11 protein-coding genes and 1 tRNA gene are annotated in these 13,885 nt (G+C 66.2%); 5 read left to right on the forward strand and 7 right to left on the reverse strand.

What is annotated here, in order from left to right; genetic code table 11:
• Positions 1–18 precede the first annotated feature (18 nt).
• A complete protein-coding gene (locus tag GUY37_RS13490; protein ID WP_166826511.1) occupies positions 19–1,248 on the forward strand; it encodes a M20 metallopeptidase family protein in 1,230 nt (409 codons plus the stop codon).
• A 42-nt stretch (positions 1,249–1,290) separates the two neighbouring features.
• On the opposite strand, the gene GUY37_RS13495 is transcribed toward GUY37_RS13490, so the two are convergent.
• Positions 1,291–1,836: a DnaJ family domain-containing protein gene (locus tag GUY37_RS13495; RefSeq protein WP_166826514.1), complete on the reverse strand. Its 546-nt coding sequence runs from the start codon at positions 1,834–1,836 to the stop codon at positions 1,291–1,293.
• A gap of 358 nt (positions 1,837–2,194) precedes the next feature.
• Positions 2,195–2,276 (reverse strand) — tRNA-Tyr (locus GUY37_RS13500).
• Positions 2,277–2,436: 160 nt separating this feature from the next.
• Here GUY37_RS13500 and GUY37_RS13505 point away from each other — a divergent pair.
• The 3 genes from GUY37_RS13505 to metE all read left to right on the forward strand — a co-directional run bounded on the left by GUY37_RS13505 (position 2,437) and on the right by metE (position 6,514).
• Positions 2,437–2,928, forward strand: a complete 492-nt coding sequence (locus tag GUY37_RS13505; protein WP_166826517.1) for a YajQ family cyclic di-GMP-binding protein — start codon at positions 2,437–2,439, stop codon at positions 2,926–2,928.
• A 224-nt stretch (positions 2,929–3,152) separates the two neighbouring features.
• Positions 3,153–4,193, forward strand: coding sequence for a methylenetetrahydrofolate reductase (locus tag GUY37_RS13510; RefSeq protein ID WP_166826520.1), 1,041 nt, complete (start codon positions 3,153–3,155; stop codon positions 4,191–4,193).
• Positions 4,190–6,514 (forward strand): 5-methyltetrahydropteroyltriglutamate--homocysteine S-methyltransferase, encoded by a 2,325-nt coding sequence (metE, locus tag GUY37_RS13515; RefSeq protein WP_166826522.1) that lies wholly within the window; start codon positions 4,190–4,192, stop codon positions 6,512–6,514. Before GUY37_RS13510 ends, metE begins: the two co-directional genes overlap by 4 nt.
• Positions 6,515–6,567: 53 nt before the next feature.
• Here the strand turns inward: metE and GUY37_RS13520 are convergent, their stop codons facing one another.
• Complete coding sequence (locus tag GUY37_RS13520; protein ID WP_166826525.1) at positions 6,568–7,494, reverse strand: GTP pyrophosphokinase; 927 nt, start codon at positions 7,492–7,494, stop codon at positions 6,568–6,570.
• A gap of 274 nt (positions 7,495–7,768) precedes the next feature.
• Complete coding sequence (locus GUY37_RS13525; RefSeq protein WP_166826528.1) at positions 7,769–9,187, reverse strand: FAD-dependent oxidoreductase; 1,419 nt, start codon at positions 9,185–9,187, stop codon at positions 7,769–7,771.
• A gap of 179 nt (positions 9,188–9,366) precedes the next feature.
• Here GUY37_RS13525 and rarD point away from each other — a divergent pair, with 179 nt between their 5' ends.
• Entirely contained in the window at positions 9,367–10,281 is a 915-nt protein-coding gene (gene rarD / locus GUY37_RS13530) for an EamA family transporter RarD (protein WP_166826531.1), read from the forward strand.
• Positions 10,282–10,346: 65 nt separating this feature from the next.
• Here rarD and GUY37_RS13535 read toward each other — a convergent pair whose 3' ends face one another.
• From GUY37_RS13535 to GUY37_RS13545, 3 genes are all read right to left on the reverse strand, one after another.
• A complete protein-coding gene (locus GUY37_RS13535) occupies positions 10,347–11,414 on the reverse strand; it encodes a permease (RefSeq protein ID WP_166826534.1) in 1,068 nt (355 codons plus the stop codon).
• A gap of 68 nt (positions 11,415–11,482) precedes the next feature.
• Positions 11,483–12,526, reverse strand: coding sequence for a polyprenyl synthetase family protein (locus GUY37_RS13540; RefSeq protein WP_407645360.1), 1,044 nt, complete (start codon positions 12,524–12,526; stop codon positions 11,483–11,485).
• Between the two features lie 32 nt (positions 12,527–12,558).
• A complete protein-coding gene (locus tag GUY37_RS13545; RefSeq protein WP_166826536.1) occupies positions 12,559–13,884 on the reverse strand; it encodes a geranylgeranyl reductase family protein in 1,326 nt (441 codons plus the stop codon).
• Position 13,885 lies beyond the last annotated feature (1 nt).

Consider the following 13,885-nt stretch of genomic DNA (forward strand, 5'->3'; position numbering starts at 1 on the left):
CTCATCCGAAAGGACGTTATGCACGAACTGCTCGCCGAGGGGAAGACCCTCCTTCCCGAACTGCAGGAGCTGCGCCGACAGCTCCACGCGAATCCCGAGATCGGCCTCCATCTGCCCCGCACACAGGCAGCCGTGATCTCTGCACTGGCCGATCTCGATCTCGAGGTGACCACGGGTCAGGACTCCACCTCGGTGGCCGCGGTCCTCCGTGGTTCGCACCCGGACAGGCCGACCGACGCCCCCGCGGTCCTGCTGCGCGGCGATATGGACGGCCTGCCCCTGGAAGAGGACACCGACGAACCGTTCGCTTCGACCAATGGGAACATGCACGCCTGCGGACACGACCTGCACACCGCGGGACTTGTCGGTGCCGCACGACTGCTCCATGCACACCGCGATCAGCTGCGCGGAGATGTGGTCTTGATGTTCCAACCCGGCGAAGAGGGGTACAACGGCGCCTCGGTGATGATCCGCGAAGGCGTGCTCGAAGCTGCCGGACGACCCGCGATCGCGGCGTTCGGCATTCATGTCACGACGAGCCCGCGAGGAATCCTCGGCACGAAGCCCGGCACTCTCCAGGCCGGCTCCAACGTCCTCAACGTCACCATCCACGGACGCGGAGGACACGGTTCGCAACCGCAGTCGGCCATCGATCCCGTGCCCGCGCTGGCCGAACTCGTCACCGCATGCCAGAACATGATCACGCGAAGCATCAGCACTTTCGATCCCATCGTCATGAGCATCACCCAGCTGAAAGCCAGCGATGCCGTCAACATCATCCCCGCCTCGGCGAGCATGGGTGCGACCATCCGGACACTCTCCGAATCGTCACTCGACATCGTCCGCTCCCGGTCTCGCCGACTGGCCGACGGCATCGCGGCCGCACACGACTGCACCGCCGAGGTCGACTTCCAGGTCCAGTATCCGGTGACGGTCAATGACGCTGCCGAGACGCGCTGGACACTCAACGAGCTCACCGGAGCGCTCGGTGCGGACAGGGTCGTCGAGCTGGATCAGCCCATCATGCCGAGCGAGGATTTCTCGTTCGTGCTGCGAGAGGTGCCGGGAACCTATCTCATGATCGGCGCGAGACGTGAGGACGTGCCGCCGGAGCGTCAGAGCGACAATCATTCCCCGAACGTCGTCTTCGATGACTCTGTGCTCGGCGACCAGGCCGCGATCCTCGCTCATCTGGCGATCGCGCGACTGAAGAAGGCGACCGGTGCGGGGCCGTCCGCCAGCTCCTGAGAGCGCTGAACTAACCGACCGAGATCAGTCCGCTCAGCGGCGTCATCGACTGCGGAAGAGATGCCACCACCGCCGAGGCGGGCCACCCGGCTCGGAGCCATCAGTGCCTCGCTCCGGGTCAGGGACGCTCGGCTCCGCCTCGGAACCGGTGTCTGTCTTCTTCGCGCGTCGTTCCCGCCAGGCCGTGACCTCGGCGTCGATATCCCGCGGAGGTGTGAAGACCGGCGGGCCGTCACGCAGGTCCATCACAGCCTCCCGCACCCGGGCGTTGAACCCGGTCAGGTAATCGCGGACCTCGGATTCGGTGGTGAAGGCGTCGACGGCGTCTTCGAGGACGGCGTTCTCCTTCTTCAGTTGGAACGCGGCCGGAGCGACGCCGTTGATGCCCTCGGCGTCCATCTTCTGCTTGATCCACCAATCGGGGTCAGAGGAACTGTGCAGCCCGCTCAGCGGTTTGCCCAAACCCGGCAGATCATCGAAATCACCGCGCTCGATGGCCCTGTCAAGGGCCGATTCGACGACGGCGTTGCGATCCTCGAGCGAATTCAGGCGCCGAGGCGCTTCGTCCTCACTCGGGTCCTTACTCATGGTCTCGCCTCTCCCCGGTCCACAGTGCCGTGGCTCCCGGCACCAGACGCCGTGGGCTGAACACCGCGGCTCGCCTCGACGCGGCACCCCGGCCAAGTGTCCTCACACGGTAGGCGCCTCGGCAAGAGGTTCGCAAGGGTGGGCACCCGGCAGCTTGAGAGCAGAGGGGACCGAACTTGGGTCACAATCGGATACTTTTCGGCGGAAATGTCCGTTTGCGACCTATTCTCGGCGCAGCGCCTGCAGTGGGCGACCACTTCTGTGCCTAGTGCCGGCGGGCGCTCCCTTGTCGGCGGGGAGATGGAAAACGGCCCCGCGTCCTGTGTTTCCACAAGTCGCGAGACCGCTTCCCTCTGCGTGGCAGATGAAGGATTCGAACCTTCGAAGGCAATGCCGGCTGATTTACAGTCAGCTCCCTTTGGCCGCTCGGGCAATCTGCCGCAGGTGGCGCTCGATGAGCACCTGAAAAGAATACAAGGCCCGGGCCCGAATCTCCAACTCGATAGACGCAGATCACAATTCGCGGCCTCGACTAGACTCGGAGGCAACAGCCACGCCCGTTCCCGACGGGTACACACCATCGCAGACTAAGGAGCATTCATGGCCAGCGAATCCTCATTCGACATCGTCAGCAAGGTCGACCGACAGGAAGCCGACAACGCACTGAACCAGGCAGCGAAAGAGATCAACTCCCGTTACGACTTTCGCGGCACCGATGCCTCGATCGCCTGGAGCGGCGAAGCCGTGCAGATGAAGGCCAGCAGCGAAGACCGCGTCAAGGCCATCCTCGATGTCTTCCAGTCGAAGCTGGTCAAACGCGGAATCTCGCTGAAGTCCCTTGAAGACGGCGAACCGTACCCCTCGGGCAAAGAGCACCGCATCGACGCCTCCCTCAAGGAGGGCATCGACAAGGACAATGCGAAGAAGATCTCGAAGATCATCCGCGACGAAGGGCCCAAGGGCGTCAAGGCCCAGATCCAGGACGACGAGCTGCGCGTGAGCTCGAAGAAGCGCGATGACCTGCAGGCCGTCATCGCCCTGCTCAAGGGACAGGACCTCGACGTCGACCTGCAGTTCACGAACTACCGCTGACTCCACCTCGGTTTGAGCTGGGCCGTCGGACGGCTCGGCTCAGCCGGTCAAGCTCGGCCGGTCGACGACTCAGGCAGCACTCCCCTCATCCCCCACCCCGCGAATATGTCGGAACACGTCATCGTCTGACGCCCGCGGACGTTCTGAGACTCGCTCATGACGGGTCGTGACACCGATCATGCATCCGTGCCGCACGTTCCCCGGTCCCCCGTCAGGATGGCGACATGTCATCCACTTTCGTCACCCCGCGGCTCTCGGCCTCGGCCCCGGGCAGCACACCCGATCGGCTGCCCATCGGTCGACGCCGGCTGCGGCGAGCTCTGTCCTTCGAAGTCATCCCACCCCGGTCCGCGGCCCAAGCGGCGCGGATGCCGGGACTGCTGAGATTCCTCGATTCGCTGGGTCCTGACTATCTGGCCGTCACCTCATCGGCCACCAGCAGCTGGCTGCAGGGCACGGCCGACTTCATCGCCGAGGTCACCTCCACGACCACGCTGCGGCCCTTGGCCCACCTCGCATGCACCGCCGGCACCGAGCCCGAGCTGCTCACCTGGATCGACCATCTCCTCAGCGTCGGCGTGCGCGGCTTCCTCGCCATCCGCGGCGACATCCCCGCCGGTCGGACGAGTCTCCCAGCCGGACACCTCCCCCACGCCGATGCGCTCGTCGGCCTCCTCCGCCGCATCGAATCCGACAATGTCGCTCGCCTGGCCGCCGGTCGCCTCGGCATCGGCGTCGCCGCCTACCCCTCGGGCCATCCGGAATCGACCGGGCCCGAAGAGGACCTCGACGTGCTCGCGGCCAAGCAGCGCAACGGCGCCGACTTCGCCATCACCCAGCTCTTCTTCGACCCCACCGCCTACTCCCGTCTGCGCCGGCGTGCCGAACATGCCGGCATCACGCTCCCGATCATCCCCGGCATCCTGCCGTTCACCGATGCTCGCCGCCTGCACACGATGTCCAGACTCTCGGGTCTGCCCGTTCCCGACCATCTCCTCGCACGCTTCGACGGAATCTCCGACCCCGCCTCGGCGCGGCGGATCGGACTCGAGATCACCGCCGAACACACCGCAGCGATCCTCGAACACGATGCCGACGGACTGCACTTCTACACCTTCAACGACCAGAACACGACCGAAGACCTGCTCACCGCACTCGAACAGAAAGGGATCTCAGTGAGCTCATTCCCACCCCAACCACCGCCTCGGCGATGGCCGCCATCGACCGACGACACACCAACGACCGCGAAGGAGAACCACGCATGACCACCCCATTCCCGAGAGCCACCGTCACCGGCTACCCGCGCATCGGCGCCCGCCGCGAACAGAAGAGAGCCTTGGAGGCCTACTGGGCCGGCCGCATCGACGCCGACGACTTCACCCGTTTCGTACACACCCTGCGCGTCGAGACCTACCACCGACTCGCCGAGCTGGGGCTGCGCGAGGACTATGCGATCCCGGCCTCCTACAGCCACTACGATCACGTCCTCGACACGGCACTGACCGTCGGGCTCATCCCCACGGACACCGGCGGCACCAACACAGGCGCTGCCGCCGGCCTCGATGCCTACTTCGCTCTCGCCCGCGGAACAGCCCAGCGCAGTCCGTTGGAGATGACGAAATGGTTCGACACGAACTACCACTACCTCGTCCCCGAGCTCGCCGACTCCACGGTCTTCACCGCCCGCCCGCACCATCTGCTCTCCCTCGTCGCCGAGGCGAGGGCCGCCGGACACCTGGTCAGACCGGTCCTCGTCGGACCTGTCACCTTGCTCGCACTGGCCAAACCCGCACCCGGTGCCACGACTCTGCCGCTCGACCGACTCGACGAGCTCACCCCCGTCTATCGAGACATTCTCACGGCACTCAGTGACGCTGGCGTCGATTGGGTTCAGCTCGATGAACCGGCCCTCGTCGCCGACATCCCCGGCACCACCGATGCCAGGCTCGCCGAGGCAGCCCGACGCACCTATGCGACGCTGAGTTCCGCAACCATTCGTCCGCAGCTGTTCGTCACTGCCCCCTACGGAAGCCTCGAGAACGGTCTGCCCGCACTCGCCGAATCCGGCATCGACGCCCTCGGTGTCGACCTGTCCGCCGCGACCCGCGGGGCCGACCCGGACTATGCACCCAGGCTGGCGGCGACCTTGCCCCCGTCGGTCCACCTCGTCGCCGGGGCCATTGACGGACGCAACGTCTGGGCCGATGATCTGGCCGCCAGCCTCGACGTGCTCACCGGTCTGGGTCGGGAATCGCTGAGCGTGTCCACCTCCACCTCGCTGCTGCACGTGCCCTATACGGTCTCCCAGGAGACCACGCTGCCCGTCGACGTCGCCTTCTGGCTGTCCTTCGCCGAGGAGAAGGTGACCGAGGTCGAGGCCCTGGCCGCCGCTCTCGCCGACGGGGCCGAAGCCCGGCCCGAGGCGTTCAACCGTGCCGAACGCGTCCGGCGCACCCGCGCTTCGTCGACCCGAGTCCACAACGCCGAGGTGGCCGCCCGCACCGCAGCCGAGGCGACCAATGACGGCTTCCGCACCGATGCTGCGACACGGATCGCCGCCCAGGAGTCGCTGGGGATCCCGGATCTGCCGACGACGACCATCGGTTCCTTCCCGCAGACAGCCGAGGTCCGTCGGGCACGGGCCGATCACCGAGCCGGACGTGTCGATGATGCCGCCTACGAGCAGGCGATGAGAGCCGAGATCGACCGGATCATCGACCTGCAGGAGGAGCTGGGTCTCGACATCCTCGTCCACGGGGAACCCGAGCGCAACGACATGGTCCAGTATTTCGCCGAGCACCTCGACGGCTTCACGACCACCGAGCACGGGTGGGTGCAGTCCTACGGGTCGAGGTGCACGCGTCCGCCGATCCTGTTCGGTGATGTGTCCCGCCCGGAGCCGATCACCGTCGGTTGGACACGCTACGCCGCGTCCCGGACACCGCACCCGGTCAAGGGCATGCTCACCGGCCCGGTGACGATCCTCGCGTGGTCGTTCGTCCGCGACGACGTCGACCTGCGGGTCTCTGCCGACCAGATCGGTCTCGCGCTGTCCGATGAGGTCGCCGATCTCGAGGCGGCGGGCATCGGCATCATCCAAGTCGACGAACCGGCGCTGCGAGAGCTGCTGCCGCTGCGCAGTCGGGCCCGCGCCGAGTATCTCGAGTGGGCGGTGCGTGCCTTCCGCCTCGTCAGTGCCCGGGTGGCCCCGCACACACAGATCCACACTCACCTGTGCTATTCGGAGTTCGGAGAGATCATCGAGGCGATCGATGCCCTCGACGCCGATGTCACCAGCATCGAGGCCGCCCGATCACGGATGGAGGTCCTCGACGATATCGCCGGATTCGGATTCGGACGCGGGATCGGCCCCGGCATCTACGATATCCATTCCCCGCGCGTGCCGACCATCGAGGAGCTGCGCGAACTCATCGAGGGGGCGCTGAAACATGTGCCTGCACAGCGGCTGTGGATCAACCCCGACTGCGGGCTGAAGACGCGCGGCTACCCGGAGGTGCGTGCCTCCTTGGCCAACCTCGTCGCCTCACGGCAGGCCATGCTCGATTCGGTCCAGGTCACGGTCTGAGCCGCCTCGGCGAGGTCCGATGGTCGGTCTGAACCGCCTCGGCGAGATCCGGGTCAGTGTTCGGGGAGTTCGAGCGGGATGTAGTACAGGCCCTTCGAGTCCTCTTCGACGCTGGCACGGAGGCGATCATCGAGGTGGATGAAGTCGTTGACCTTGATGGTGCCCTTCTGACCGCTGAGGCGGCGGATCGCGAATGCGGGGATGAGGCCCTGACGTCCCGAACCGTCGACGGCGAGCGCGTATTTCGGGCCCGTCGCGCGGACTCGGACATCGATGCCGGTGTCCTGTTCGCGCAGTTCGTCGAGTTCTCGCACGGGTTCCGGGTTCGTCAGCGCGGTGAGCTCGACGGCCAGGGTATCGGCCATGTCATCGACGGTGGCGAGCATGTTCGCCATGGCGCGGGCGAATTCTCCGTGGAGCTTGCTCGGCTTCATCGCCGCACCGGGTTTGTACATGTCCTCATGGGTGAGCTCGCTCCACGCGTCCTGGAGTCGGGTCTTCACCTGGATCTCGGCGAAGACCGGCTGACCTTGGTCCGAGGGGATGCGCAGAATGACGTGGCAGGCACGGTATCCGCTGGCCTTCGGCGGGTCCGTGTAGTCACGCGATTCGATGAGTTCGAACGAGCCGAGCTGCTCGGGGTCGCGCAGGGCAGAGAACATCATCCGCTGATCGCGCGGAGATTTGCACAGCACCTTGATGCCGACGATGTCACGGATCTGGTCTTCGACATCCTCGGTGGAGGTGATCGTCAGCTGCGGGTCGTCCTCGGTCTTCTCCGTCACCTTCGCCAGGGTCCGGGCGGCATCCTTGATCCGGTGCCCGTCGACGTCGAGTCGCGAGATGTCCTTGTCCTTGAGCAGACCCTTCTGCTGTTCGGTCAGCCAGTGCTTGATCCGCACGGCCGCCGTCTGCCAGGCGTCGAGTCGTTCGGCATACGCGCGTTCGACGATCGTCTTGAGCAGCGATTCGCTTCTCACGAGGTCTCCCCTGCCTGCCGACGGCGGATTCTGATGGACGTCCGGTGTGTGCCGGTGCATGGTGCGCATCGGTCCGGATGCTCTGACTCTACGCGGTAGACGCACCACGCCCCGGCAGCGACTCGTCTTCCCAGTGCAACGGGAGGAGAAGTCACTGCCGGGGCGTTGTGGCGTCCAAGCGGAGAACGCACCGTTGCCGGTGGGCGATGGCTCCGAGTCAGCCGCTCCGAGTCAGCCGCCTCGGGTCAGCCGCCCCGGGTCTAGTTGCCTCACGTCAGCTGCCGGCGGACGGCTGGCCGACGGATTCGGCGGTGACGTGCCCGCGCGCCTCGACCAGCATCGCCTCACGGGTGGCGAGCTTGACCCGCTCACGGCCCTCGACCTCACCGGCCGCCTTCTCAGCGGCCTCGACCCGGTGGTAGCCCTCCCAGTCGACGAAGTCGGTGCCCTTGGACTCGAGGAGTTCGACGATGGCCGACTCGTCCGGGTACACCGGATCGGTGAGCACCCCGGCTGCCCGGTCATCGAGGATGTGGCCGATGGTCTCGAGCGCATCGCCCTTGGTATGGCCGATGAGTCCGACAGGCCCGCGCTTGATCCACCCGGTGGTGTAGACGCCCTGAACGACGTCGGCGTCGGCGGCCTTGGCCTGTTCGTCGGAGTCGACGACCCGCCCCTCGTGGTTGGGGATGACCCGTCTGCGGTCGTCGAAGGGCAGCTGAGGCAGCTGGGCGCCCGCATATCCGACGGCGCGGTAGACGGCATCGAGCTCCCAGTCGTGGAAGCTGCCGGTGCCGTTGACTCCGCCGGAACCGTCGAGTTCCATGCGTTCGGTGCGCAGTCCCGTCACCTTGTCCTCGCCGAGGATGGCGATCGGTGCGTGGAGGAAGTGCAGGTGGAGGCGCCGCTTCGCTCCGGTGGGTTCACGCATGGTGAAGTCCGTGAGCGTCTTTGCGACCTGTTTGGTCTGGTTGCTCGACTCGATCGCCTGCATCGACCCTTCGTCGAACTCGAAGTCCTCGGGGTAGACGATGATGTCGACGTCCTTGACCTGACCGAGCTCGCGCAGCTCCAGCGGAGTGAACTTCGCCTGAGCCGGTCCGCGGCGACCGAAGATGTGGACGTCGGTGACGCGGGAGGTCTTGAGGCCCTCGTACACGTGGTCGGGGATCTCCGTGGTGTGCATATCGTCGGCCTGCTTGGCCAGAACGCGCGCGACGTCGAGGGCGACGTTGCCGTTGCCGATGACCGCGACGCGTTCGGCGTCCAACGGCCATTCCTGCCCGACATCGGGATGCGAGTCGTACCAGTTGACGAAGTCCGCGGCACCATAGGATCCGGGCAGATCGATCCCGGGCAGATCGAGTGCGGCATCGACGAAGCAGCCGGTGGAGAAGACCACTGCGTCATAGCGGTCGGTGAGCTCTTCGAGGCGGAGGTCGACACCGTATTCGACGTTGGAGAACAGACGGATGTCACCTCGGTCGAGAACCTTGATCAGGGCATTGATGATGCCCTTGATCCGCGGATGGTCGGGAGCGACCCCGTAGCGGACGAGCCCGAAGGGAGTCGGCAGGCGGTCGAACAGATCGATGCTCAGATCGAAATCGCGCTCCGCCTTCGTCATGAGATCAGCAGCGTAGATCCCGGCAGGACCGGCGCCGACGATAGCCACCCGGAAGGGACGAGTCATTCTCACACCTCTCTAATCAGTCCCACCGAGTCTATCGTCAATGTAGGTCATCCTTACAATGACGTGATCAAACTCGCATTTCCACGGCCTCATCGGCAGCCCGCAGTCCTCCACGCTCTGCCGTCTCGCCGACGGGCCCGCGACCCCCACCACATCCCCACCTCATTAGACTGAAGCCTGTGAGCCAGAACCCTGCCCCCGATGAGAGCGCAATTCGCCGTGCCGGCCTGATCAACGGATTCTCCGCCTACCTCTTGTGGGGCGTGATGCCGCTGCTCTTCGCGGCAGCGGCACCCACCGGCGCCCTCGAACTCGTCTCCCACCGAGTCATCTGGTCGCTGGGCTTCTGCGCCATCCTCCTCATCTTCACCGGCGGCTTCCTCCGCACCTGGCAGATCCTGCGCTCGCCGCACCTCTTCGGCCTCCTGCTTCTGGCCTCCGTGCTCATCGCCATCAACTGGACGACGTTCATCTTCGGGGTCGAAACCAATCAGCTCGTCGAGATCTCGCTCGGCTACTACCTCAACCCGCTCATCTCCATCGGCCTGGGCGTGGTCTTCCTCGGTGAGAAGCTGCGTCGACTGCAGTGGACGGCCGTGGGCTTCGGTCTGCTCGCCGTCATCATCGTCGGCATCGGCCTCGGCCGCGTCCCCTACCTTGCGTTCACCGTCGCCCTGTCCTTCGGCCTCTACGGGCTGGTGAAGAACAAGGTCGGCAGCCGTGTGGGAGCGCTCGAAGGCATGGCCGTCGAAAGCCTCGTCCTCGCCGTGCCCTCGGCGATCTACCTCATCGTCCTCGGCTCTCTGGGCCTGCAGACGTTCACCGGATTCGGCGGCTGGCACATCTTGGTCATCATAGTCACCGGGCCTGCCACAGCGATCCCGCTCATCCTCTTCAGCGCCGCCGCCCGCCGCATCCCCCTGTCCTGGGTGGGCATGCTCCAGTACCTCACCCCGACGATCCAGTTCATCCTCGGTGTCACGGTCCTCGGCGAGATGATGTCGACGACGCGGTGGATCGGCTTCTTCATCATCTGGATCGCCGTCGTCCTGCTCTGCACCGATCTCGTGCGCACGAACCGACGCCGCCGCTGACTGCGGGAGCCTCACCGAGGCGACCCGCAGTCGCCATCGCCGAGGCGGCCGAATCGTGCCGAAGCTCAGCTCAGCACCGCGAGCGCTCCCCCGGCCAGCACCGCGGCCACGGCGACGGCGGCACCCATGGCCGCGGTCGTCCTCCACCCCATGGCCCTGCCGACCATGACCATCGAGGGGATGCTCAGCGCCGGCAGGGCGATGAGCAGGGCGCCGGTGACTCCGGCACCGACGCCGAGAGGCACGAGGGTGAGGATGATCGGGATCTCTCCGCCGGTGGGGATGACGAGCAGGGTGCCGATGATCGCGACGATGATGACCGCTCCGGCGCCCAATTGGGCTTCGAGGCCGTATACGCCGGTCAGCCATGGGGCGAGCAGCCCGATGAGGAAGACGAGCAGGAGATGCTCGGGCACGAGGATGACCGCGAACCGGCCCAAGGACCGCAGGTAGCGCACGGGTAGGGACGACACCGTCACCGAGGCGGGGCTCGGCTCGGGCGCCGAATCGTTCCGCCCGGACACCCACCGTCCGATCAGGGCGCTTGCCCCGACCGCGATGGCCACGGCGAAGACCACACGCACGGCCGTGTACTGCCACGGCAGGACGAGTGCCAGGAAGATGAGCACTGCAGGGTTGAGCAGCGGATTGCCCACCCAGTACGCCAGGGCCGCGGAGCGCCTCACTCCCGAATCACGCAGGCTCGCGGCCACGGCGGCCGCGCAGCAGGTGCACATCATCGACGGCATCGACAGGGCCGCGCCGACGAGGGACTGACCGGTCTGGCTGCGCCGATTCAGCAGCCGCAGCAGCCAGTCGCGGGGAACCAGAGCGTCGATGGCGGCCGCGACGAGCAGCGCCACGAGCAGGGCCTTCCACACTGCGGTGAAGTACACCAGCGTGAAGTCCCATGCCCCGGACAGTGACATCGTGTGCCCCGCGGCATCGAAGAGCGGAGTGCCCTCCCACAGCGAAGTCTCGCTCAGCGTCCACGCCTTGTCCCAGTACGGCAGCCATTTCGACCAGCTCAGACCGATCACGAGCAGCAGCGCGAGCACGCCCAGTCCGATCCAATCGGCGGCGCCCAGTCTCTGCGGAGCCCTCATCGGTGCCGAAGCCGAGGTGCGCGTCATCGCGGTACGTCCTTTGCGCCAGTGCCGAAACGGCGGAGAAACAGTCGAGAACGGTAAGGGGCAGGAACTCAGGAACTGCGGGAGACGACGGAATCGGCGAAGGCGAACAGCGCTTCCTTCACTCGTCCCTCGGGCAGCGGTGCCAATGCGGCTTTGGCCTCATCCGCCCAGCGCGACGCCTCGGCGCGGGCCCGCTCGGTCACGGGATGGGCTGCCAGGGCTGAGCGCGCTGCTTCCAACGCCTCATCGGAACTGAGGTCGGCATCGAGAAGTCGGACCACCTCGGCGGCGGTGTCATCGCCCGCAGCAGCGGCGGCGCGCACGTAGAGTACGGGCAGGGTGGGGACGCGTTCGCGCAGATCCGTGCCCGGGGTCTTCCCCGATTCCGAGGATGTCGTGGTCAGGTCGATGATGTCGTCGGCGAGCTGGAAGGCCACGCCGATGCGTTCGCCGAAGACTCGCACGGGTTCGGCGAGTTCCTGGTCGGCGCCGGAGAACATGACTCCGAACCGCGCCGAGGTGGCGATGAGCGATCCGGTCTTGTCCGCAAGCACCTGGATGTAGTGCTCGACTTCGTCGGCGTCTTCGGGCGGGCCGGCGAATTCGTTGAGCTGTCCGAGCACGAGCCTCTCAAAGGTCTCGGCCTGGACGCGCACGGCCTCGGGGCCGAGCTTCGCGGTCACCCCGGAGGCCTTGGAGAAGAGCAGATCGCCGGTGAGGATCGCCACCGAATTGCCCCACACCTCGTGCGCGGCCTTCGCGCCGCGTCGCACGGGAGCGTCGTCCATGACATCGTCGTGGTAGAGCGAAGCCAGATGGATGAGTTCGACGGCGGCAGCCGCATCGATGATGTCCTCGTTGTCAGCATCGCCGAGGCGGGCGGTGAGCAGGACGAGATTCGGACGTGCCCGCTTGCCGCCGGCGGCCAGCAGGTGCTTCGAGGTTGCGTCGGGCAGCCTGCGGGTCTGCTCGGTGACCTCGTAGAGACGGGACTCCACGGTTTCCAACTGAGTCGAGATCTCTGCCGCGAGCTGGGCGTCGTCACCGGTGAAGGTGGCCGGAGAGGCTAGGTGGCTCATGTCCTCGTCATTCGTCATAGTCGGTCTCGGCATGCCGTTGTCCTCGCCCTTGCGCTCAGAGTTCTTCACTGTGGTCTCAGCGTCGTCTGTGTGCCGTTGCTGGTGGCCGGAACGATTCGGGTCAGGGCAGAGATCACCCTGTCGATGAGATCGGCCTCGGAGACCTTCGGGTCGCGGTAGAGGTTCGCCAACAATTTGACGACGAACTCCATCACAACGTCAACACCCATACCGTACTTGATTCCGAACTGCATGAGTGCCGGGTGGCCGATGATCGAGGCGAAAACCCGGCCGAGAGTGAAGTATCCGCCCAAGGAGTCCCCGAGCAGCGCCGGGTATTCCTCGAGTCGGCGGCGCATCACGGCCTGCGGGTAGCGCGAATAGGTGGAGATCACCTCGGCGGCGATGCGCGCGGACTCCAGCGCATAGTCGATGCCCTCGCCGTTGAACGGGTTGACCATGCCGCCGGAGTCGCCGACGAGCAGCAGACCGCGGTGGAAGTGCGGTGTCCGGTTGAATGCCATGGGCAGGGCCGCGGATTTGATCGGGCCCAGAGATGTCGATTCGTCGATGCCCCACTCATGGCCCATGTCCGCGATCCACTGGTTCATCATGCCGCGCAGGTCCACGGATCTGAACTGGGGCGAGGAGTCGAGGAGGCCGGCACCGATGTTCACGGTGCCGTCGCCGAGGGGGAAGATCCACCCGTACCCGGGCAGGGTCTCGGATTCCCCGGCCGCGTTCGTCGAACGCATCTCGACCCAGGATTCGATGTAGTCATCGGCGTGCCGGGGCGTCGTGTGGTAGGCGCGGGCGGCGATGCCCATCGGTCGGTCATCGCGCTTCTCCAGGCCCATGGACACGGCCAGGCGGGAGGAGACTCCGTCGGCGGCGATGACGATCGGGGCCCTGAAGTGGGCTTCGGGGCCGACTCGGCGACCCCGGTGGTCGGTGCCCGACGCATGCACGCCCTTGATCCACCCGTCATCGCCGATGTCCGGAGACATGGCTCGCACCTGTTCGAAGAGCCTGGCCCCGGACCGCTGAGCATGACGGGCGAAGGCCTCGTCCATGCTCATGCGCGGACGGGTCAGCCCATAGTTCGGGGTGCCGTCGATGTCGGGCCAATCGAGTTCGAGCCGGTGGCCGCCGCCGATGAGGCGCAGTCCCTTGTTCGGGTGCCAGCCGTCGGAGGCCGGCAGATCCATCCCCAGGTAGCCGGCTTCCTTGACCGCACGCGGGGTAAGGGCATCGCCGCAGATCTTGTCTCGGGGGAAACCGGACTTCTCGAGGATGATGACCTCGTGCCCGGCCTGGGCGAGGTAGGCGCCGATCGCCGAGCCGGCCGGGCCGGCACCGACGACGACGACTTCGGCATCGAACTCATTCATC

The organism is Brevibacterium limosum (assembly GCF_011617705.1).
Taxonomy (GTDB): Bacteria; Actinomycetota; Actinomycetes; order Actinomycetales; family Brevibacteriaceae; genus Brevibacterium; species Brevibacterium limosum.